The sequence below is a fragment of the Arthrobacter sp. Hb9-2 genome (genome assembly GCF_059091165.1).
Map to the genome: position 1 here is coordinate 27,318 of NZ_JBNHGJ010000013.1, position 21,131 is coordinate 48,448.

Annotated in this window: 16 protein-coding genes and 1 pseudogene; 8 read left to right on the forward strand and 9 right to left on the reverse strand. The window is 64.4% G+C overall.

Annotated elements, in window-relative coordinates; translation table 11 throughout:
* The first annotated feature begins 21 nt into the window (after window positions 1-21).
* A complete protein-coding gene (locus AC5RV1_RS09415) occupies window positions 22-717 on the forward strand; it encodes a class I SAM-dependent methyltransferase (protein ID WP_493946920.1) in 696 nt (231 codons plus the stop codon).
* A 51-nt stretch (window positions 718-768) separates the two neighbouring features.
* On the opposite strand, the gene AC5RV1_RS09420 is transcribed toward AC5RV1_RS09415, so the two are convergent.
* The 3 genes from AC5RV1_RS09420 to AC5RV1_RS09430 all read right to left on the reverse strand — a co-directional run bounded on the left by AC5RV1_RS09420 (window position 769) and on the right by AC5RV1_RS09430 (window position 3,712).
* Window positions 769-1,686, reverse strand: coding sequence for an LssY C-terminal domain-containing protein (locus tag AC5RV1_RS09420; RefSeq protein ID WP_493994332.1), 918 nt, complete (start codon window positions 1,684-1,686; stop codon window positions 769-771).
* An 86-nt stretch (window positions 1,687-1,772) separates the two neighbouring features.
* Complete coding sequence (locus AC5RV1_RS09425; protein ID WP_493946922.1) at window positions 1,773-2,474, reverse strand: esterase/lipase family protein; 702 nt, start codon at window positions 2,472-2,474, stop codon at window positions 1,773-1,775.
* 20 nt (window positions 2,475-2,494) lie between these two features.
* The gene (locus tag AC5RV1_RS09430; protein WP_493994333.1) at window positions 2,495-3,712 is read right to left on the reverse strand and encodes an MFS transporter; all 1,218 of its coding nucleotides are present in this window, start codon (window positions 3,710-3,712) and stop codon (window positions 2,495-2,497) included.
* Window positions 3,713-3,846: 134 nt separating this feature from the next.
* On the opposite strand from AC5RV1_RS09430, the gene AC5RV1_RS09435 reads away from it, so the two are divergent.
* Together AC5RV1_RS09435 and AC5RV1_RS09440 are read left to right on the forward strand one after the other, a co-directional pair.
* Window positions 3,847-4,191: a thioredoxin domain-containing protein gene (locus AC5RV1_RS09435; protein ID WP_493946924.1), complete on the forward strand. Its 345-nt coding sequence runs from the start codon at window positions 3,847-3,849 to the stop codon at window positions 4,189-4,191.
* 242 nt (window positions 4,192-4,433) lie between these two features.
* Window positions 4,434-4,760, forward strand: a complete 327-nt coding sequence (locus AC5RV1_RS09440) for a hypothetical protein (protein ID WP_493994334.1) — start codon at window positions 4,434-4,436, stop codon at window positions 4,758-4,760.
* Between the two features lie 157 nt (window positions 4,761-4,917).
* Here AC5RV1_RS09440 and AC5RV1_RS09445 read toward each other — a convergent pair whose 3' ends face one another.
* The 4 genes and pseudogenes from AC5RV1_RS09445 to AC5RV1_RS09460 form a co-directional block, all read right to left on the reverse strand.
* Entirely contained in the window at window positions 4,918-5,700 is a 783-nt protein-coding gene (locus tag AC5RV1_RS09445; RefSeq protein ID WP_493994389.1) for a putative bifunctional diguanylate cyclase/phosphodiesterase, read from the reverse strand.
* A gap of 39 nt (window positions 5,701-5,739) precedes the next feature.
* Window positions 5,740-6,675, reverse strand: a pseudogene (locus AC5RV1_RS09450) (PAS domain-containing protein); the annotation flags it as partial.
* The gene (locus AC5RV1_RS09455) at window positions 6,672-7,508 is read right to left on the reverse strand and encodes an alpha/beta fold hydrolase (protein ID WP_493994335.1); all 837 of its coding nucleotides are present in this window, start codon (window positions 7,506-7,508) and stop codon (window positions 6,672-6,674) included. The pseudogene AC5RV1_RS09450 and the gene AC5RV1_RS09455, both read right to left, overlap by 4 nt.
* 75 nt (window positions 7,509-7,583) lie before the next feature.
* Window positions 7,584-9,602 (reverse strand): multicopper oxidase family protein, encoded by a 2,019-nt coding sequence (locus AC5RV1_RS09460; protein ID WP_493994336.1) that lies wholly within the window; start codon window positions 9,600-9,602, stop codon window positions 7,584-7,586.
* A 162-nt stretch (window positions 9,603-9,764) separates the two neighbouring features.
* Between AC5RV1_RS09460 and AC5RV1_RS09465 the strand changes: the two genes are divergently transcribed.
* The 3 genes from AC5RV1_RS09465 to AC5RV1_RS09475 all read left to right on the forward strand — a co-directional run bounded on the left by AC5RV1_RS09465 (window position 9,765) and on the right by AC5RV1_RS09475 (window position 15,066).
* Complete coding sequence (locus tag AC5RV1_RS09465; RefSeq protein ID WP_493994337.1) at window positions 9,765-11,693, forward strand: bifunctional copper resistance protein CopD/cytochrome c oxidase assembly protein; 1,929 nt, start codon at window positions 9,765-9,767, stop codon at window positions 11,691-11,693.
* Window positions 11,694-11,782: 89 nt separating this feature from the next.
* Window positions 11,783-12,517, forward strand: coding sequence for a YcnI family copper-binding membrane protein (locus AC5RV1_RS09470; RefSeq protein ID WP_493994338.1), 735 nt, complete (start codon window positions 11,783-11,785; stop codon window positions 12,515-12,517).
* A gap of 254 nt (window positions 12,518-12,771) precedes the next feature.
* Window positions 12,772-15,066 carry a fibronectin type III domain-containing protein gene (locus AC5RV1_RS09475; protein ID WP_493994339.1) on the forward strand — a complete coding sequence of 765 codons (2,295 nt, stop codon included), beginning with the start codon at window positions 12,772-12,774 and terminating at the stop codon, window positions 15,064-15,066.
* 632 nt (window positions 15,067-15,698) lie between these two features.
* On the opposite strand, the gene AC5RV1_RS09480 is transcribed toward AC5RV1_RS09475, so the two are convergent.
* Window positions 15,699-17,117, reverse strand: a complete 1,419-nt coding sequence (locus AC5RV1_RS09480) for a sensor histidine kinase (protein WP_493994340.1) — start codon at window positions 17,115-17,117, stop codon at window positions 15,699-15,701.
* 16 nt (window positions 17,118-17,133) lie between these two features.
* Window positions 17,134-18,480: a BTAD domain-containing putative transcriptional regulator gene (locus AC5RV1_RS09485; protein ID WP_493994341.1), complete on the reverse strand. Its 1,347-nt coding sequence runs from the start codon at window positions 18,478-18,480 to the stop codon at window positions 17,134-17,136.
* 337 nt (window positions 18,481-18,817) lie between these two features.
* Here AC5RV1_RS09485 and AC5RV1_RS09490 point away from each other — a divergent pair, with 337 nt between their 5' ends.
* Both AC5RV1_RS09490 and AC5RV1_RS09495 read left to right on the forward strand, forming a co-directional pair.
* Entirely contained in the window at window positions 18,818-20,362 is a 1,545-nt protein-coding gene (locus AC5RV1_RS09490) for a sensor histidine kinase (protein WP_493994342.1), read from the forward strand.
* Window positions 20,359-21,057, forward strand: coding sequence for a response regulator transcription factor (locus AC5RV1_RS09495; protein ID WP_493946936.1), 699 nt, complete (start codon window positions 20,359-20,361; stop codon window positions 21,055-21,057). The genes AC5RV1_RS09490 and AC5RV1_RS09495 overlap by 4 nt, the downstream gene beginning before the upstream one ends.
* Window positions 21,058-21,131 lie beyond the last annotated feature (74 nt).

Here is a 21,131-nt window from a genome sequence, read left to right on the forward strand (position 1 = left end):
CCAGGCGGAAAAAGGACTGTAATGACCGGCGCCAGCAGGCAGGAACAAGGACCCTCCGGCGAGAGCGGACCGCCGGACCTGCAGCACCCCCGCTTCGCCCGGGCGTACGCGCGGGCCGTGGAGGAGATGAACCGCCGCGGCGGCACGGAACACCGGCGAGCCATCCTTTCACGCCTCAGCGGGACCGTCATCGAAATCGGCGCGGGTAACGGCTCGTCCTTCGCGCTCTACCCGGAAACGGTGACCCAGGTCCTGGCCATCGAACCGGACGACTATCTCCGAAACCTCGCCCTGGCCAGTGCGTCCTCCGCGCGGGTGCCCATAACGGTTCGGGCCGGCGCCGCCGAACAGATTCCCGCGGACGATGCCGGCACGGACGCCGTGGTGGCCAGCCTCGTCCTGTGCAGCGTGGCTGACCAGGCCACTGCACTCGCTGAAATCCGCCGGGTCCTGCGCCCCGGAGGGACACTCGCTTTTTACGAGCACGTCCGTTCCCACAACCGCCTGCTGGCCGCCGCCGAAGACCTGCTCACCCCGGCCTGGCAGCGGATGGCCGGCGGCTGCCACCCCAACCGGGACACGCTCCGGGCCATCACCGCGGCGGGATTCACGGTGCAGGCCAGCCGGCGGTTCGACTTCTCGGCAGGTCCGTTGGCCCCTCCCGTCGCGCATATCCTGGGCACAGCCACCCGCGCAGGCGGCCCCAGCGGCCGTTGACGTGCCCCGCGCCCACGGAGTCCATGAAGCCAACTCCGGCAATGCGACGGTCTAGGAGGCCGGGGAACCCGCCCTCCGCAGCCGATCCGGCGGGTGCAGGTCGATGATCGGAAGGTGCCCGTCGGTGCGGATGGCGTCGCCGCCGCCGTTCCTGTGGTGGTATCCGCTGGAGTAGTTGAGGATGACGTGCACGGACTCAACTGCGTTGGCTGAGCGGAGGGTCTCGATGATGAAGTCGCGTTCCTCGTCCGTCCGGTCGGCGATCTTGTGCGTGATCTGGAAGGTGAACAGGGACAACCCCACGCTGCGGTCGTAGGTCCCCGCCCCCACCCAGTCCACTGACAGTCCGCCGGGCAACATCCAGCCGGCAGGGCATTTCCAGAACCGGACGTGGTGGCGTTTACGCGGATTCCCGTCGATTTCCCGCTGGAACGCAAGGTCCTGCTTGTTGCCGAACACATAAAGCGAGCTCACCGGGGCTTGCGGGTAGCTGCGCCCCAGGACCGTCGAGGTCAGGGTGCGCCAGGCGGTGGCCAGGGTAATGGGATCGGCTTCCACCCACCCCGCCGTCCGCATCGCCTGGCGCAACTCCTCCTTGGGTCCCACTACGGCAAGGTTCACGGGATCCCCCAGTACGCCGTCGCCCGTCCTGGTCCGCCCGATGAAGTAGTCCGGGATGTACAGGCTGCTGAGGATCTTGTGGATACGCGGCAGCAGTGCGTAGGCCAGGATCAGCCAGACCGGCAGGAACACCCAGGCCTGTTCTGGCCCGCGCGAAAGCCGGGCGAGCAGGAAGTAGTAGACAGCCCAGCCCACGGCTATGGTCACCACCAGGTACAGCAGCCGCTGCAGGACAGCGAGGACTGTTGCCCACCTGCTTTGCCGGCGCTCCACAGCACTGCTGGAACGCGAGTGGTCCGGCTCTTCCGGGACGGCCCGCTTGCGGCCGGCGTCACCAGTGGACGTCACAGTGCTTCTCCTTTCGGTCGCCAACTCATGACCAGCCTAAGGTGCAGCCGGAAGACTGCATCCCAACCGTTGGCGGAAGCGAAGCGTCACGCCGGAAGGTTCAACTGCTCCACGATGATCCGCGACGTTTCGGAATCCCCGAGGATCCGGAAGTGCCCGGCGACAGACAGCTGAATATTGGTGGCGCCCGGCAGCACGCTGCCCTCGGGAATATGCGGATCGAACGGCCCATAGATGGAGGTGATGCGGCTGTTGATGGTCTCCTCCCTGGCCAGCTGGAGGGTCAGGGCGTTACGCGGGGAGAAGATGCGCAGGCTGGGCAGCAGCATGTACTTGGCGTAGCGCGACCCGGAAAACGGCGTGCACACGGCGATCATCCGGTCGATCCGCTGCTCCGGATCGAGGTTCAGCATCGCATACTTCCCAATAAGCCCGCCCTTGCTGTGCGCCACAATGGCGGCGTCCCGCAAGCCCGCTTCCTCCAGGTGCTGGGCCACGAGCCTGGCGGCAGCGGGCACGTCCAGGCTGTTCCGCTGCAGCACGGTCACCACGTGAACAGGATGTCCGGCGTCATGGATGCACTGGATGAGGGGCAGCATAAACTGCCAGTTTTCGTACACGCCGGGGATGATCACCACGGGAGCGCGGTGGCCTTGGTGGAACGAGCCGGGCTGGACGCGGGAGAGCATGCCGCGGACCTGCCATACGCCGGCATAAAGGTAGTCATGCAGCCACCACGCGCCTTTTTGCAGCGCGCTGATTCGAGTGGGCGTTCCCGTTTCACTCATCTGTTGAGGATAGCGCCCCGTCAGTAGTTCCGCCGGTGCTTCAGCTTGGGAATGACGACGGCGAACACGGCCGCCGCCGCGAACCCGAGTATGCCCGTGGCTGAGATCCCCGCCCCCAGGGATGCCAAAGCCGTCACCCCGGAGAGGAGGACAGGCCCGCCGGTGGAACCGGCGTCGGCCATAAACCGCCAGAGCCCCAGGAACTGGCCACGCCCACGGTCTGGCGAGAAGTCCGCACCCAGCGTCATCACCAGCCCCGAGCTGATCCCGTTGCCGAATCCGATCAAGAGCGCCGCAAGGAGCAACCCCACAAAGGACCCTGTGAGCGGAATCAGCAGCAGTGCAGCGCCCATCAGCAGGGTGGAGGGGACGGCCACAAACTGTCGGCCCTTCCGGTCCATGAGCTTGCCGGCCGGATAGAAAACCAGCATGTCGATCGCCCCGGAGAGGCCGTAAATCAGGGAGGCCGAGGTCGCGTCCAGGCCCAGGTGGTCGGCCCATAGCGGGATGACCACCTGGCGGGACGAGCGCAGCGCGCTGAGCAGCAGTATCCCGGCGCCCACGCTCAGGAAGACGCCTGCATGGGAAACCGCCACACTGCGGAGGGTGGGCTCCGGGCCGGCACTCCCGTCGTCGCGCGTGTCCGCCAACTCAAGGTCCGGGATGGTGAGGGACAGCAGCGCGGCGGCGGCCATCGCCACCACACCCACCCAGTAAGCCCCACCGATGCCGGAAAACTGCATCACCAAAGCGCCCAGGAACGGGCCAATGAAGACGCCAATCCGGTTCACACCGCCCAGGGTGGACAGCGCCCGTGCCCGGAACGCCACGGGAACGGCCTCGGTGAGGTACTTCTGCCGGGCCAGCCCGAAGACCGCGCCGGACATACCGACGACGGCCATCGCCACCGCGAGCAGCCACAGTCCGTTGGGGATGAGGGAGGATAAACCGGCTGCAGCCAGCGCCAGTGCGGCCGCAACGGCGGCGCCCACGATGGCCCAGCGTTCGCCGAATTTGAGCGTGACCAGCGATGCGGGCAGGTTGAAAAACCACGAGCCCAGTCCAATCAGCGTGACGATCAGCGCCGCGACTGCAACGGACGCGCCAAGGTCGCGGGCGGTCAGCGCCACCACCGGAAGAATCGCTCCCTGGCCGATCCCGAAGAGCAGGGTGGGGCCAAAAGCGGCCACCGCGATGGCGCTCAGGCTGAACGGTTGGGGGTCGTCCGGGGAAGTCATCAGATTTATCCTAGGGTGGCCGGCAGCAGGGAAATGAAAGACAAACATTTGGGGGTCACAAAACCCTTGCGAAGGACTACCGTTTGCCTTATGGGGTGCTGATTCGCGCCCACTGCCAAAGGGGAGGTTTTTCCATGGGTGAAGTGTGGATCCGTACGCTCGGCAACGGGCTGGTCCGGGCAGACAGGGTCACCGAGATTTCAACTACGCGGGGATCCCTCCACGAGGACCAGGGGTATTCGCTGAAGGTCATCGTGGACGGCAAAGGCCATGTCCTGATCGACGACGGCGAGCTTCAGGGATCCTTGGCCGAGCGGCTCGAATACGCGCGGCACATTGAGGACGCCCTGCTGCTCGCGATGGAGGAGGCGCGGGACAGGGACACCTCCGTGGTCATCTCCTATGAGCCCGAGCGCGAGCGCTGGTCCTCGGCGCCGGTGTCAGTCTTAACCGGGCGGCTTCCTGAAGCTGTGGGCTGAGCCAGTTCCTGGTCGGAAAGTTCGACGGCGGGCGGCGGCTTCAGCTGTCCGTCGTTCCGGCGTGCGTGCGGCTTCCAGCAACGCGGGCCACGGAGCGTCACAGGATCAGCATCCCAATCGGTGTAATAAATACGTAACTGTTGCGTGGGTCACATTTGCCCCTTACTCTGGATGAGGCTTAAGAAACAGGCCAAAGCAAGAAGCTGCAGCGTCGCAGCCAATGCCGGGGAAGGTTTTACAACTTGAATTCAAAGCTCAACATCGTTGTCCGTGTAGATCTCGACCACGCCAAAGCTCTGGTGATTGCAAAGGGGCACATCACCGTTCACAGCGTGAACGCACTTTATGTAGTAGTTAAGCGGGCCAATGCCCTAAGGGAAGGCCTGGACCTGAAGCTGGACATCAGCCACGCGATGGTCGATGCAGAAGCCCTCGAAATGCTTCATACCGCTTCCGAAACGCACCACCTGCCGGCCAGGATCGATCCGCAGCAGGCACCTTGCACCATCAGCGTCCTGGCACCGCGCCGGGAGCACGCGCCCGCAAGGCGTGGACTGATCGCCGCCTAGAAGCTTCCAGGCAAGGCACCCGAAGCGCCCACAATCGGGCCAGAGTGCCAGCCACAGACTCTTTTCTTCCTGGTTTCCACAAACTTTGAGTGCAGCTGTATCCGAATAGACGGGTAGCTGCACTCTTGGTTTGAGGGAACACCCGCACCGGGAACGGTTAGCCGCCGCCGTTTGCGTCCAGCCATTCCTCAAGGAGGCCGGCCGGAAGCGGCCGGGCGAAGTGGTACCCCTGCGCGAGGTCGCAGCCCATGGCCTTGAGCATATGGACCTGGCCGGACGTTTCCACGCCTTCGGCGACTGCCCGGATGCCCACCGCATGCGCCAGGTCGATGCAGCTGCCCACAATGGCCGAATCTCCGGAGTCCGAGCCCAGGCCGTTGATGAAGGACCTGTCGATTTTCAGTTCGTCGATGGGAAATTTCTTCAGGTACGTCAGGCTTGAGTAGCCCGTACCGAAGTCGTCAACAGCCAGCCCTACGCCCAGGTTCTTGAGGGCCGTGAGCGATGCGAGTGCGGCGCTGGGATCGGCCATGAGGGCTGTCTCGGTTATTTCCAGCAGCAGGAGCGCGGGGTCGATGCCCCGCAGCCGGAGGCCGGCTTCCACCATCGGGACCAGTTCGGGGTCGTTGAGCTGGCGGGCAGAAAGGTTAACGGCGAACTCAAGGGCGCCGGGGCGGCCCTGCCGCCGCCAGTTGTCTGCCTGCTTCAGCGTTTCGCCCAGGACCCATGCGCCCAGCGGCCGCACCAGTCCGGATTCCTCGGCCATGGTGATGAACTCCGACGGCGGGAGCAAGCCGCGCGTGGGGTGCTGCCACCTGACCAGCGCCTCCACCCCCCGCGTGCGCCCGGTGCGCAGGTCAATTTGGGGCTGGTAGTGCACGCGGAGGGCGCCTTCCCTGATTCCACGCCGAAGCTCGCCCAACGCGCGCAGCCGGTCCACCGTGGGATCCGTCTCCGCCGGCTCATGCAGCTCCCAGCGGCTGCGTCCCAGCTCCTTGGCCCGGTACATCGCGATATCGGCGCGGCGGATGAGGTCTTCAAGGGATTCACCGTCATCCTCGGCCACTGCCACTCCTATGCTCGCGGAGGTGACGATTTCCAGGCCTTCGATCTGCATCGGTGTCCGGAGGACCTCCAGAAGCCCGGCAGCGAGGGCGGTGGCTTCCTTCGGGCCGGCAAAGGCGCCCACCACAACGAACTCGTCCCCCTAAAGCCGGGACACAGTGTGTGATCCTGCGGCCAGCGACGTCAGGCGCTGCGCGACGGAGATCAGCAGCTCGTCCCCCGCGGCGTGCCCCAGGCTGTCATTGACGGCCTTGAAATGGTCGAGGTCTATGAAGAGGACCGCCGGCCTGCGCGTTCCGGCAGTGCCGCCGGTGGGAAGTTGGTCCAGTGCCGCCTTCAGCCCGGCCCTGTTGGGCAGGCCGGTGAGGGCATCGTGCAGCGCGAGGTAGTGCAGTTCCTTTTCAGCCTCGGCACGCCGGGCCTCGGATTCCTCCGCCGCGCGAAGGGCTGCAACGAGTTCCTTCTCGTACATCCGGCGTTCGTGGGCGCTGAAGATAACCACCCGGACGGCGGCGGGTTCCTCGACCGAGGCCGGGGACCGCGACGCCGAGAGCAGTGCCGCCCGGCGCTGGCCGTCGTCGCCGATAATTTCGACCGCAATCTCGGACACGGCGCCCGTTATCCCCAGCTGTGGGATGCAGTGGGTCGAATACAGGATCTGGTCTCCCACAGGCATGAGGGACTGCAGGGTGGATCCTAGCAAGTCAGAGCGGCTGTGACCCGTCCAGCTCACGAAGGTGTCGTTGACCGCGGTGATGCGGCCGCCGTCGTCCGTCACCAGGTAGCCGCATGGTGCCTGGTTGAACAGCGCTTCGAGGTGGGCCGGGTCCGGACCCGGGGTGTCTGTCACGGACTGGAAGCGAGATATTGCAGGATGGCGTCGGCCGTAGCCTGCGGTGCACTGACGTGCGGGCAGTGGCCCGTGGCCTGCAGGTGCACCAGGGAACTGCGAACCAGGTGCTCGTGCACGTACGTGCCTACCTCCGGCGGCGCGAGCAGATCGTCGGAACACTGCAGGATCAGGCTGTCCGTTGGCACTTTCCCGAGCACCTGCCGAGTGTCTGAGAGGAAAGTGACCCGGGCAAAATGCCTGGCAATGGACGGGTTGGTCCGGCAGAAGCTGCTCCGCAGTTCCTCGGCCAGCTCCGGAGTCTCCGGGTTGGCCATTGCCATCGGAGCCAGCGCTTCAGCCCAGGCGAAATAGTTGCTGTCCAGGGACGCGAGCAGGCCCTCGATGTCGTCCTGTGAAAACCCGCCCACATAGCCCTCCGCAGGGTCGTTGGTGTAGCGCGGCGACGGGGCAACAAGGATGAGCCGGGAGAACCGCTCCGGTTCCTGCGTTGCAGCGATCACCGCCATCATCGCGCTGACGCTGTGGGCCACAAGAATGACGTCCTTCAGGTCCAGGCATGCGCAGATCTCCAGAAGGTCCGCCGCGTAGCCATCCAGGGACCCGTACTTTTCCCGGTCATAGGCGTTGGCGTCAGAATGGCCCGCACCGACGTGGTCAAAAAGCACCAGCCGGTAATCGTCGGCGAAGTATGGCAGGAGCCTGCGCCACATATCCTGGTCGCAGCCGTAGCCGTGGGCAAACATCATCACCGGCCCATCAGCCCGCCCGGACACCGTGACGTTGTTCCGGTGTATCACCGTGGAAACCGCTGCCGTTGCTGCTTCGACCATTCTTGCTGACCCCTGCCTAGGGTGACCTTGTCCTGCCTCAGATACTAGCGGCGGGGGGATGCGGAATCCTAGACTTCAGTCCCTGCGCACCTGGCTCGTGGCCGTTCCCCCACGGCTGGATACGGCCCTGACCGATGTGACCTGTTGACGCGGGCCAGGCTTGGCCACCAGGGACCAGCCGCCAAGGGAGTTGATGGAGACGGTGCCCAGCAGGGTTTCGGCACGTCCGGGCGTGACGTCATAGACCTTCACCGAGGCCGAACCGGTCGGGACGGCCCCGCCGATCCTGGAGGTTCCCGTGACGTCCAGGTCCTTGTTAAGGCGGTGCCGCGCGGTGGTGATGGTGAGGACGTCGGTCTGCGCCGTCGGGGTTGCTGTCGCCGTCGGTGTTGCCTCCGCGGTGGTGGCCGAATCCGTTGGCTCCGCAGTCGCGGTGGCGCTGGTGCTTGGTTCCGGCGTTTCCGTTGTCGGCTCGTCCGTGGGTTCCTCCACCGGTACGGTTTGGTTGATCGGATGCGGCTTCGAGGCGTCGATGGGGTGGTTGGGGTCGGGATCGTTTGTGTCGATGCCCACGCTGAACTGGGCCATCATGTCGTGATCCTCGTGCGGGAGGTTGTGGCAGTGGATCATGTACCGGCCGCGGTGGTGCTCAAATTTCATGAGCAGCCGGACCGTCTCGCCCTCGCCCACGTAGACGGTATCCTTTGGCCCGCGTTCGTAGTTGAAGGGTGCTCTCCCGTTGCGGCTGAGGATTTGGAAGTCGACCAAGTGGATGTGGACCGGGTGGAACCATCCCCCTGAGCTGTTTTCGATTGTCCAGATTTCAACGTCGTTCAGGTCCGGGTCTGCCAGTACTTTCCGGTAGCCGCTCTCCACCACTTCGTCCCACGTCATGCCGCCGAAGGTCCAGATGTCGTTGTCCCGTTTCACACGCATGTGCCGGTTACTAACGGACTGGGACGGCGTCAGGCTCATGGGGGTGCTTGGTGCGAGCAGTTTCGGCATTACCTTTGCGGCCGGCCCGGACGTATCCACCGGTTCATCCGTTACATCAAAAGCCATGACCCTACCGGTGTTGTCGTAGTCAATGTTGTTGTCGTTAGACAAGTTGCGCAGTTCCACGCGTTTTCCAGCCGGGTACTTGGAGAAGTCGATGAGGATCTCGTAGCGCTCAGCACTGCTGTGCCGCCACGACGTCACCTGCTGTGCTGTGGGCATCAGGCCGCCGTCCGTGGCGACCATGGTCACGGGGTCCCCGGTGCTGAGGGAGAAACGGTAGGAGCGGGAAATGGAAGCGTTGAGGATGCGGAAGCGGTAGATCCGCCGCTGGACCTTCATGACCGGCCACGGCGCGCCGTTTACCAGGATGACATCACCCCAGAGGCCGGAGTGAGTGTTGTCGTCATATGCGAGGGAGCCGTTGGCTGCGAACATGGCGTCGGAAACGGTCAATGGCACGTCGAACTTGCCCTGGGGAAGCAGGCTTCGTTCAACCTCGTCGTGCAGGTGGTAATGGCCCGCCAGCCCGGAGTAGACACTTTGTGACGTGTTGTGGGCGGCATGGTCGTGGTACCAGAGGGTCCGCGCCGGCTGGAAGTTGCCGTACTCGTAGTCCTTGCAGTAGCCGAGTCCCGTCAGATCGTTGGCGTACCCGTCGAACTGCGGCAATGAGGCCGCACCGTGCAGGTGGGTGGACGTATCGAGCCGGTACCCCCACTGCGGATGGAGCAGCGGCAGGACGTTGTCCATCATCATGGTGATGCGTTCGCCCTGATTCACCTTGATGGTTGGTCCCGGGAACGTGCCGTTGTAGCCAAGGATGGGCGTGCTCAGTCCCGGCACGATATTCGCCGAGCTGAGCCTCTGCTCAATGCGGTAGTGGTGCCTGGTATGGCCGTCGGCATCCACAGTGGTTTGTGTGGGTTGAAGCACCGACGGGATAGTCAGAGCCCGCTGGTAGGGCCTGGGCATGTTGCCGGCAGCCAGCTGGCTTGCTGACTTTGCCTCCACCGATCGCAGCGGGACGGCAAGCCCAAAGGCGCCAATGATTCCGATACCACCTATTTGCAGTGCCTGCCGGCGTGAAATTGACATGCACACACAGTGGCGGGAGCACATTGCGAAAACATTGGGGAAATCCGGGGGCCCGGTGACGCCAAGGATTTCCCAAGCGGGTCACGCCAAGCTGGCATGACGAAAGAGGCCGCGTTGCCGTGCAAACGGGATCAGGGCCAGTAGAGCGGCGGAAGGGGCGCGATGTCGCTGAGAACACGGGTAGTGGCATTGCCGGCGCTGCTGGCGGCCGGGATGCTGTCGCTGGTCTGGGCGTACATCTACGGCGGCGGCGCGGACCCGGGACTGCTGGACCGGGCGGGCCCGGCCGTGACCTGGGGGCTGCCTGCAGCGAAGATGCTGTTCAACCTCGCCAGCGCCGGCACCATCGGTGCACTGGTCCTGGCAGCCTTCGCACTCCCCCACGGCGGGACCGCCTATCACCGGGCACTTCAGCTTGCCGGATGGTCGGCGGTGGTTTGGGGCGGGGCCGCCGCGGTCCACACGTCCGCAAGCTTCCTGCTCCTTGCCAACAGGGCGCCTACGGCCGGACTCGATGAGGCCTTTTGGATGTACCTGGCCAGGATTGATGCTGGCCGCGCGGGTGCCCTGAGCACGCTGATAGCCGCCGCCGTAGCTTGTTCGTGCTTCCGGCTCAGGAGCCCGCGCCTTCTTGCCGTCACCGCCGCCGCGGCTTTCGCAGGGCTGTTGCCGCTGGTCATGAAATCCCATGCTGCCGGCGGCACCGACCATGCGGACAGCACCATCACCCTGTTCGTGCACGCGGGCGCCGCAGCGGTGTGGCTGGGCGGCCTGCTGGCACTGGTGGTGTTGAGGCCGGCGCTGCCGGCGGGCCAGCTGGGCGTGACCGTACGGCGGTACTCCACGCTGGCGTTGATCAGCTTCATCGCCCTCGCAGTCTCAGGAATCCTGGGCGCCCTCACCAGAATCAGTACGGTCGAGGCCCTCCTGAGCCCCTACGGTGTCATTGTCCTGGCCAAGGCCGGAGTCTTCATCATGCTCGGGCTGTTCGGGGTGCTGCACCGGCGCTGGTTGCTGGGCCGGATTGATAAGCACCCGGCGCGGGGTGGCAGGCACTTCGCTGCCCTCGCCGCCGTCGAACTCGCAGTCATGGGTTCCGCTTCGGGGATGGCCGCGGCGCTTGCCCGGACAGAACCACCCAAGGCCGCCGGGTCCGGGAAGACGTTTGCCGCGGACTTCGCCGCCGGGCTGCCCGAGCCGGGCCTTTGGGAGTACCTTTCGGGCTGGGCTCCTGACCCGTTGTGGAGCCTGGCCTGCGGTTTCGCCGTCTTCGCGTACCTGGCCGGGGTGCGGCGGCTCCGGGCAGGCGGGCGGCCCTGGCCCGCGCAGCGAACAGCGGCGTGGCTGGCGGGCATGGCAGTGCTGTTCGTTGTAACTAACGGGGGCGTGCACCTCTATCAGGGCTACCTCTTTAACGCGCACGTCCTGACCCAGATGATGCTCACCGCCGTCGTACCGTTGCTGATCGTCCCGGCCGCCCCGCTGACCCTGGCCAAGCTTGCCATCAGGGCCAGAACAGACGGGAGCGCCGGGGTCAAGGAATTCCTGGAACGGTGCGTACAACCGGTGCTTGCGGCGCTACGGCGGGATCCGGTGTTGGGCATCTTTATCCTCGTTGCGTCCTTGCTCGTCATCTACTACACCCCCCTGCTCGAATGGGCAGCCGTGGGCCAGATCGGCTACAGCACCATGACCCTGCTCGCCCTGCTCGCCGGCTCTCTGGCCACCGCCACGCTTACCGGCGCCCCGGACCCCGGCACCGGCAACGCCGCAAGCCAGCGGCTGTTCGTCCTGGCAGGAATGGCCGGCGTCTACGCATTCGGCGGGTGGAAACTGACGGAGCAGGCACCGGCAATGGAAATGCCCTGGTACACCTCGGTAGGCCAACCCTGGGGCCTGGCAGCGGCTGCCGCCCCGGAGCTGGGCGGCACCATCATGTGGTCTATCGCCGCCATAACGCTCGCCATAACAGCCGCGATGGCCGGCAACCGCGGTGGCCAGGGTGCACAGAACCAGCATGTAAGGCATGCGGCCGGCACAGCCCGGGAATCTGCGGATGAACGTGAAGAACTTGCCACTCCCACGGCATGAGCGGTTGCGGCTCATTGGCGCCCTCGCTCAGGGACCGACTTACAGATATTTCCGGGACAGTCCCGGCAGCACCAGCAAAGGACTTTTCCATGAGAACCAAGACGACGAATGCCCTCAAAGTAGCTGCCATTGGGGCAGCCACGGCCACTCTTATGACTTTTGGCCCCGGTGCGGCCACTGCCCACGTGACCGTAACACCGGACGCCCCCGCGGAAGGAGCCTCCACGCAGGTGACCTTTAGGGTTCCCAGCGAGTCGGAGACCGCCACAACCACGAAAATCAAGGTGGATCTGCCAACGGCCACTCCGTTCACATCGGTCCGGGTAAAGCCCGTTCCGGGCTGGACCGCCGAGGTGGTCAGAGGAACGTTGCCCCAGCCGGTAACCGTGAACGGTGCCACCATCACCGAGGCGCCCTTGTCCGTGTCCTGGACCGCCATCGACGCATCGAGTCAGTTGACTATCGATCAATACCAGATGTTCTCCGTCTATGTCGGGCGGCTTCCGACGGCCGGTACCACCGTAATGCTGCCGGTGGCGCAGTCCTACTCCGACGGCACCGTCCGGAACTGGGATGATCCGGTGGTAGAGGGCCAAGGCGAACCCGAGGACCCCGCCCCATCGTTTGTGACAACTGCCGCCGCGGCGGCACAACACGGCCACGGCGGCACCGCTGGGACAACGCAAGCCACTGAGCCGGTAGCGGCAGTGAACCCGGATGCACCCATGCCCGGGCCGGTCTGGGCGGCCTTGGCGGCCGGGCTGTTGGGACTCGCCGCAGGCATTGCCGCGTTCTTCCGCTCGGGACGAACCAGGAAGATCTGATTGCCAAGCCCCTGCCCGGCGTCGTCGCACCAACCGTGGGACAGCGGCGGCAGGGGCTTGTGACCGCCCGGCTGCCGGCTCCTAGGGAATCCCTAGGAGCCGCTTCCGTTCCTTGGGAAAAGCAAGCCGCCCTGCCCCTCGGCTGGTGTATGCGTCCTGTTCAGCAGGACTGCAGCCAGCGTTTCCACAAGGTGCACTTCCTACGTTGTGACTGTGCGTGAACCCCTTGCGCACCCAGGATCAGTGAGGTTCTTATGAAATCTGCACTACACGGACCAGGAGAGCGGGGAGTCCGCGTCCATAGTTTTGGAAGGGCCGGCATTATTGGGTCGGTCTCGGCCGTACTCTGTGCCACATCCCTGCTCGCCATCCCCACCGCCAACGCCGCCGTCCCGGCATTCCCGAACAACGTGGTGGTCTTCCCCGACCGGGACTTCGTCACGATTGAGGGCTACCAAGACAGGGTCGGCCAGACCGCCACAGTGGAGGTCCACCGCCCCGGAATCGGGATTGTCGGCTCCGCGAAGAGCGTGGTCGCGGCCGGGGACGTGGCCTTTGAGATCAACCACCCGGGCGGAGTCTGCTGGGGCGACGGGACTGACGTGAAGGTCACCCCCGACATCAAGCCCGGCGACAAGGTGACCATCAAATTCGGCACCACCGAGGCAGGAACCACAACCGTCCAGGACACCTACGTCAATGCTCCCTCCATCCGCAACGGCAACACCGTGATCGTTAAGGGTCATGTGGCCGGCAGCGTCAACAAGGACCAGATGGAACAACGCATTGTCGAGCCCGCCCTGAAGGACACCAGCGTGGGGCGCCGCGACGCCCGGGCAGTTGCCGGAGCACCGGGAGGGGACGACGGCTACACTTCAACGCTGGAATTTGGCTTGGACGGCCCCAACACCTTCACCGCCACCTACGAATTCGACGAAACGCAGGCCGCCGAAATTGCGGCAGCAGCTGGCGGTGCGCGCTCTATGGCCTGGGAAGAGAGCGATGCCGACGACAACCGGCAGGGCCTGACCATCGCCGAGTATGGCGAGCTTGGCGGACCGGGAATGGGCGGCTGCCCGAATGGTCCCCTGGGCTCCGGGCCTGCAGGGCCTACCAACATAAAAGCGGCCAAGGTTAGTGGCGATATCAAAGTGAACTGGACCCCGGCCGTGGCTGTCCCCGGAACGCCGGCAATCACCGGTTACCGCGTCAGCGCTGTCGCCCAAACTGGGACGGGCAACGAGCGGCTGGAATCCGGTGTGCGCATCAGTGACCCGAAGGCCGCCAGCACCACCATCAAGGGCCTCTCACCGAACGTGGAATACGACGTTCACGTGGTATCCGTCAGCAGCGTCGGTGAGACGTTCCCGGCTCCCCACGCCTTTGCGGATACGGATACCACTGCCCCGACCGTGTCTGCCTCGCCCGAACCCAATACCTTCAAAACGGCGCAGGAACTGACGCTATCGGCCAGCGAACCGGGCAGTGACATCTACTACACAACTGACGGAACAGACCCTGTCGCCGCCGGCGTCAGCGGCCCCAACGCAACCGTTTACAAGAGCCCCATCAAGGTCACCGAAAACACCACCTTCACGGTGGCCGCCATTGATCCCTCGGGCAACGTATCCCAAAACCAGACCTTCGCGTTCACGATCACCAACGATCCCGTCCCGGCCGCTCCGGTGATCGCCAGCGCGCCGAAGGCAGGGCTGGGAACGGCGGAAGTTTCCTGGACGGCACCCGACGCCGGAGCTGAAGGACTCACCATCACCGGATACTCGGTCCAGGCCTACACCGGCGACGCAGCCTTCGGAACTCCCAAGAAGGTGGCCGGGGACGTCACTTCGCTGGTCTACGACGGGCTGAACGGCGACACCGAGTACACGTTCACCGTCACGGCCAGCAACACCAACGGCGCCGGAGCCCCATCGGCCAAGAGCGCTCCTGTCACCGTTCAGGGTGCCGTTGTCGCGAATGCCGGACCGGATCAGAACGTCGCGCGTCGCACCACGGCAACCACTGTCACTCTGGACGGCACCGGTTCCACCACCCAGGCCGCCGGCGCCACATACAAGTGGGAACAGATTCTGACCGCAGATAACAGCGCCAAGGACACGGTCACCCTGAACGGGGCCACTACACCGAAGCCAACCTTCAGCTTGCCCCTCTACAACTCCACGATGACCAACAACCCGCTCACCTTCAAACTGACGGTCACCGTCGGCATGACGGTCCGGACGGATGAGGTCAAGGTGACACCCGTTCCGGACAAGGTCACCATCGCCTCGGCCACGTGGAAGCCCGGCGACATGAGGGTCAGCGGGAGCGGCAGCGTTCCTGGCGCCACCATCACCATCAGGGTTGGTGGTCCTACTGGCACGGTGCTGAGCCGGGTAAACGTCGCGGCGGCAGTCGCGCCGGCCACCGGCGGCACCTGGAGCCTGCGGCTGCGCGACAATGCCGCCGGCACCACCAACCCAGGCTCTGTCTGGATTGAGTCGACCGTGGGAGGCACTGCCGGACCACTGTCGGTCACCAACAGGTAGACAAAAGCCCCACCCTGGCCCGGTGGCTCTCGGTAACATACCGGAAGCCACCGGGCCTTGGCGCGCCCCGCGACAGTCGCGCCACTGGCTGGGCCACCAGGAAACGTCCGACGACGGCAAGTTGCCTTTCCCAGGAAGGTAACCTGCCGTCGTCGTAGCTCAAGGGAACCGGCCGTCGTGCGTCTCGAGGCTGCTGTGAAAGTGCCGGCGAATCTCCGCAGCCTCAGCAGTTGGTGATCGCGGGAGTCGTACTGTCCCCTGTGCGGGGAACGCCACGAATGTTGACAGTCTTGTCGGCGTTGCTCCTGATAGGCCAGCTGCGAGGCTGGAGAAAGGGTGGCAAGGCTCGGGATGCGCCCAGTAGCCGGCTGCACCGATAATGTCGGGGAATCGGATCACGGGTGAGCACCAGGACCACGGACAGCGGTACGAGCCGTTTGCTGATGGCTCCTATGCTCTGGGACGCGGGCAGCTGCCTTCCTTGAACACCCAAGGGGTGTCAGGCCTGCAGTTGCAGCCGGTTCAACGCAGGAAACGAGGGCCTCCTTGCCCGGGATGAGCGTGACCGCCCACTCGGTACCGGAGGCCCCCGCCCCTTAATTCACACCAATCTGTTACACCCTCAACGAGAACTACGCCTGCACGGCACTTGGTACGGAAGACTTCTGCCGTGAGGCTGCGGCAGCGTGCCTGCCGGCGAAGCTGACGGCAGGCACAGCCACACCGAAGGTGGCGGTAACGGAAGTTCCGGCCCCCGGCGTCGAGCGTACCTCAAAGGTGCCCCCGGCCTGCTGAATGGTGTCGCCAAGGATCCGCAGGCCAAGATGGCCCTCGGTGCGGGGTTCCGTCGGGTTGAAGCCCACGCCGTCGTCGGACACCGTGATCTGGGTGCGCTGGCCGGCCTGCCAAACCCGAATGCCAACCGACTGCGCTGCGGAATGCTTGCCCACATTCACCAAGGCTTCGCGGGCCACCCGGTAGAGCAGAACAGCCCGGTCCCGGTCCAGCACGAGCTTGTCCGGAATCTCAACAGTCAGATGTATTCCCCGCTCCACAAGGGGCGCCTCCAGCCTCACGAGGGACGCCTTGAGCCCTAGCTCCTCGAGGTCGGGGGGATAAAGTTCGGAGGTCATGGCCCGGAGGGTGCGGATATTGTTCTGGAGCATGGTCCGGGCATTTACAAAAACGGGCTGTAGCTCCACGGGGCCGCGGCGCTCCTCTGACTCCAGGGCATAAGCCAGTCCGGACAAATCCTGGATCACCTCATCGTGGAGTTCGCTGGCGATTTGCCGGCGCTCCTGGTCCGATGCCTCGATGGCACACCGCAGCATTGCGTTGCGCGCCGCCTGATGGACCTGCATCCTCCGGGCCAGGCGGACCGCCGGAACCAGTTGCGTCAGCTGAAGTACGGCCAATGACAGCGCCATGGGCGGGACCATGCCCATCAGGACTGCCTGCTGTTCGCGGCGGACTCCGTCACCGGAACTGTACGTTTCGAAGATCATCGGGGCTCCGCTTGCGGATGCGGAGCGTGCATACACCTCCACGAGTTCGCCAATGTCCGCCTCAAACTCGTTTTCTGCCTCAGTCTGGGATTCAAAGGTTGCAGTCGCCGGGCCGCCTTCAAGGAGCTCGCGTGCCCATTCCTCCTGCTCGAAATCCTGCCCAATAAGCGATTCGATATCGGAATAGACTACGCGGCCGTGCTCGTCCCACACCTTAATCCTGGTCACGCCGCTCTCAGCCAGCCACGGCGCAAGCCGCTGGTCGAGCAATTCCAGCGCCGCGGGGTCACGGGCAAGGAGCTGGTCAGTAATCAGCGGCCCAACCACGTTATCGGCCAGGCGCTGGGTGATGTCCCTGGCGTTAGCCAAGGCGTGCCGTTCCGCTTCGGCCTGGACCCAGAAGGAAACGGGGACGGCAACCAGGACGAGCGCAGCAAAGCCGGCAATGAGGAATCGCGCAACAGCAGCCCTCACCTCGCGCCGCTCCGCGACGCCTTGGTCAAAAGGGGCGGCGTGGGCGGGCTTCCCCGCAAAAATTCTGCTCACAGTGAGATCTGCCGGGTCAATTTGCCGAGGACCCAGCAGCCGGCGAGACGGTGCCGCCCCATTTTGCCACGAGGGAAGGATTCACAATCATGCTGCCGGAATGGGCGTGCCTCAGGGTGTCGAGCATGACCCCCAAGGCTCCGTCCTTCGGGAGGAATCCGCAGATACCCATCCGGGCGGCCTCGCGCAGGGCTTCCTGCGACGGGTTGCCCGTCAGCATAACGATCCGGGTTTCGGGCGCTTCCGAAAGGATGCACTCTGCGGCCTTGAGCCCGGAACCGTCAGGAAGGTACAAATCCATAATGACGACGTCGGGCCCGAGGTCCCGGAACATCGTCACCGCAGATGCCACGGACTTCGCCGCTCCTACACTCTGCAGGTCCGGCTCACGGTCCAGCGCCCCTGCCAAAAGATCGGAAAATGTGGTGTGGTCATCAACGATCAGGATCCGCAGGCGTCCCGTTTCCTGCGGGGTCACCCTCGCAACGGGACGGCTTTCCGTGACCACCTGGATGGGGCCAACGTGCTCCGCCGGCGGGCATGTTGCCGCGGTGCTCCTCAAGAGCCTGGTTTGCGCCTCCCTCAGCGCCGGCCCCGGGGCGCAGCCCAATTCCTGGTCAATGATCCTGCGGCAGCGATCGTAAGCGCGCAAGGCTTCCGTGCTCTCGCCATTCTGCTCAAGCCCAAGAATCAACGCCGTCCATGCCCGCTCGTTGAGGGGGTCCTCCTTCACCGCCGCGCCACCCCAAGCAATAGCCTTACTTACCTCCCCAAGGGAGAGCGCGGTTTCTGCGGCCAGGACGCGGGCAAGACCCACCTGCGCTGCGTGCGCGGCGCGCTCCTCTTCTGCCCAAGCCGGCAGCAACTCGTCCCCGAGCAGTGGGGCTGAAGCCAGGTCCAGTGCTTCTGTCAGCAGTGCGAGCGCCGCGCGAGGCTCTGCCTGGGAGGCCCTTTTGGTCAGTGTTTCGAACCGGTCCAGATCCAGTTCCACCAATGACCGGTCGATGGCATAGCCGCCGGTGACCGTCCGCAGGGGACCGGTTCGCCCGGTGCCGGGCTGCAGGTTGCGCCGGAGGACGCTGACATAGCTTTCAAGGGTGGGCAGTGCAACAGCCGGGTGGTTGCCGCCCCACAGCAAATCCATCAGCCTGGACTTCGACACTGCCGTGCCAAAGTTCATCAGGAGAATTTCCAGGACCTGGCGGGGCTTGGGTCCGCCAAGGTCGTTGGCGCTCAGCTCGATGTCGCCGCGGCGGATCGTCAACGGGCCGAAAACCGAAATCGAAAGCGCCGGCGTCGTCGGCGGCACTTCCGGAACAAGGCCAGTCTGGACGGTGTTGTTTGGCAGTTCCAAAGTAATCACGTGGATTCCCCCAGGTTGTTCGGTGGTGCGTGGTCCTTATTGAAGAGGCACGGGAAAAGACGAACAACAGTGTTCATTACTCACTTTCGTAGCCGCCCACTACTTGGTCCTGAAGCCTTTACGCAGACACCGTCCGCTGGGAATCAACGGTTAGGCCGGGCTACGCAGCATGGCGGGAAACGTTTCCGCTGGTGAACCCAAAATTGATGAGCGGCGTCGAAAATTGGGAAAACCCTAGGTATCACCGCGTAAGCAGTAATTTCGGCGCCGAAGATTTCCCCAAGCCGGCCTACCTAATTTGTACAGAACAGGTACAAACCCTGATAAGGCAGCCAATGTGACGGGACATCAGATGACATCGCGGACCGCGGAGATGCACAAAGTCTCCGTTAGAGTACCCACTACGCCGCTGAGGCAGGCCTGGTCCGGCGTACGGGCGGAACTGCGTACTGTCCGTGTCCGGGTCCTGGTCACGGTCTTGGCTTTCCTGGCAGCCGGCCTGCTGGTCACCGGCGTCACCACGCTCGCCCTCGACTTACACAACGTCAACAGCCGTGTTAACGAAGAGCTCCTGCTGCAGTCCGCCAGGCTTCAAAACATTGTGGAACAGGGTGTTCCGGGCGGAGGGCCATTTACTTCACTCGATGGGCTGTTCACCGTTTTCCTCCAGGGTGACGCGCCCGGCAGATACGAATCGGTAATGGCCACCGTCAACGGCGGCAAGACGTTCTTGCCCGCCGCAAAGCAGCCCAGCCGTCTCGCTACTCCCCAGGTGCTCGAAACAGTGCGGGCCGAACATGTTGAGAACAGCACAGTCTTCCATGACATGTCGCTGGACGGGCGGACGGTGCGCCTGGCCATCACCTCGGTATCGCTGGGCGACGGAAGCCCCGGCGGGTTGCTGGTGGCGGCAAATGAAATAGGGCGGCAGCGGGAGCAGATGATCGCGTCCTTCGGCACCTTCGCCGGGGCGTCGCTGGCCACGCTGCTGCTGGCGGGCGCCGTGGGTTTCGCGGTAACCGGCCGTCTGTTTGTTCCTGTCCGGCGGTTGCGCCAGGCCACTGAGTCCATCACGTTCGAGGACTTGAGCACCCGCGTCCTCGTCCCCTCCGGTGATGACGACGTTTCGCAGCTGGCCACGGATTTCAACCGGATGTTGGACCGGCTGGAAACAGGTATCGCGGACCAGCGTCAGTTTGTGGATGATGCCAGCCATGAACTTCGGACACCCTTGACGATCATCGGCGGCCATCTGCAGCTCCTGCAGGCAGGAGACCCCAGGGATGTCAGCGAAACCCAGGTGCTGCTCCTGGAGGAACTGGACCGGATGCAATCCCTGGTGGATGAGCTCCTGATGCTGGCCCGAAGCGGGCGCCCGGACTTCATCAGGTTGGACTGGATCGACGCCGATTCCTTCCTTGAAGCCGCCATGGACAGGATCAAGGTCCTGGCGGACCGACGGTGGCAGATCGAAAGCATGCCGGGCGGCCAATTTCGTGCAGACCGCAACCGTCTCACCCAGGCGGTGGAACAGCTGGCAGCCAATGCAGTGCAGGCCACACGGCGGCATGACGTTATCTCCCTTGGCGCAGCGTGGACGGGCACTTCTGGGGGTGCGGCACCGAATGGACATCAGGAACAGTCCCCTGGCGATATCGAAATTTGGGTGGCTGACTCGGGTTGTGGAATCAGCCCCGTGGACCAGGAACGGATCTTCGACCGTTTTGCCAGGGCCGGGGTATCACGGGGCAAAGAAGGGTCGGGCCTGGGGCTACCGATCGTCAAAGCCATCGCCGAAGCACACAGCGGAACACTTCAGGTGATTTCGCGGGTAAATGAAGGCAGCCGCTTTGTGCTCTCACTTCCAGGAGGAACCGCATGACACGGATATTGATCGCCGACGACGAGCCACGGATCGCCAGCTTCATCACCAAGGGGCTTACGGCAGCGGGTTTCACCACCACATCGGTGGAAGATGGCATCCGGGCCCTGGACTACGGCAGCTCCGGGGAGTTTGACCTGCTCATTCTGGACATCGGCATGCCCAGAATGGACGGGTTAGCTGTGCTGCAGGCCTTACGGGCCCTGAAGTGCACGGTTCCGGTGATTGTCCTGACGGCCAAGGATTCTCTTCAGGACACCCTCGCAGCGCTCGACGGCGGTGCGGACGACTACATGACCAAACCCTTCCGTTTCGAGGAGCTGCTCTCGCGGATCCGCCTGCGGCTAAGGGATATCCCGGGGGCCCAAGGGGCACCAGACCCAACCTCCGGCGACGTAACCCTGGATGTCGACCTTCGCAGTGCCAAGGTGGGCGGCCGCACGGTGCCGTTGTCCGCCCGGGAGTTCGCCATGGCCCGGGCGTTCCTGGAGAACGAGGGCAGGCTGCTCAGCCGCGAACAGCTGCTGAGCCGGGTGTGGGGATACGACTTTGACGGGTCCTCCAACGTGGTGGATGTCTACGTGGGATACCTGCGCAACAAGCTCGGCCCCGGAAGATTCCTGTCTGTTCGGGGAGCCGGTTACCGCTTTGTGGCCGTCCCCGCTGCCCCTTCCCAGCCTCAATCCCGTTCATGAGAGGTCTCTCATAAAAGTCTCATCCCCCTCTCACCGCGGCCCGGCAGGGTGGGAACACAACCAAGAAAGGCGAT

Excerpts from the sequence above, each read along its gene's own strand:
- AC5RV1_RS09495 (WP_493946936.1), top strand. The coding sequence starts at position 20,359 with ATGACACGGATATTGATCGCCGACGACGAGCCACGGATCGCCAGCTTC.
- AC5RV1_RS09430 (WP_493994333.1), bottom strand. The coding sequence starts at position 3,712 with ATGACTTCCCCGGACGACCCCCAACCGTTCAGCCTGAGCGCCATCGCG.
- AC5RV1_RS09435 (WP_493946924.1), top strand. The coding sequence starts at position 3,847 with ATGGGTGAAGTGTGGATCCGTACGCTCGGCAACGGGCTGGTCCGGGCA.
- AC5RV1_RS09415 (WP_493946920.1), top strand. The coding sequence starts at position 22 with ATGACCGGCGCCAGCAGGCAGGAACAAGGACCCTCCGGCGAGAGCGGA.
- AC5RV1_RS09475 (WP_493994339.1), top strand. The coding sequence starts at position 12,772 with ATGAAATCTGCACTACACGGACCAGGAGAGCGGGGAGTCCGCGTCCAT.
- AC5RV1_RS09465 (WP_493994337.1), top strand. The coding sequence starts at position 9,765 with ATGTCGCTGAGAACACGGGTAGTGGCATTGCCGGCGCTGCTGGCGGCC.
- AC5RV1_RS09455 (WP_493994335.1), bottom strand. The coding sequence starts at position 7,508 with ATGGTCGAAGCAGCAACGGCAGCGGTTTCCACGGTGATACACCGGAAC.
- AC5RV1_RS09425 (WP_493946922.1), bottom strand. The coding sequence starts at position 2,474 with ATGAGTGAAACGGGAACGCCCACTCGAATCAGCGCGCTGCAAAAAGGC.
- AC5RV1_RS09470 (WP_493994338.1), top strand. The coding sequence starts at position 11,783 with ATGAGAACCAAGACGACGAATGCCCTCAAAGTAGCTGCCATTGGGGCA.
- AC5RV1_RS09460 (WP_493994336.1), bottom strand. The coding sequence starts at position 9,602 with ATGTCAATTTCACGCCGGCAGGCACTGCAAATAGGTGGTATCGGAATC.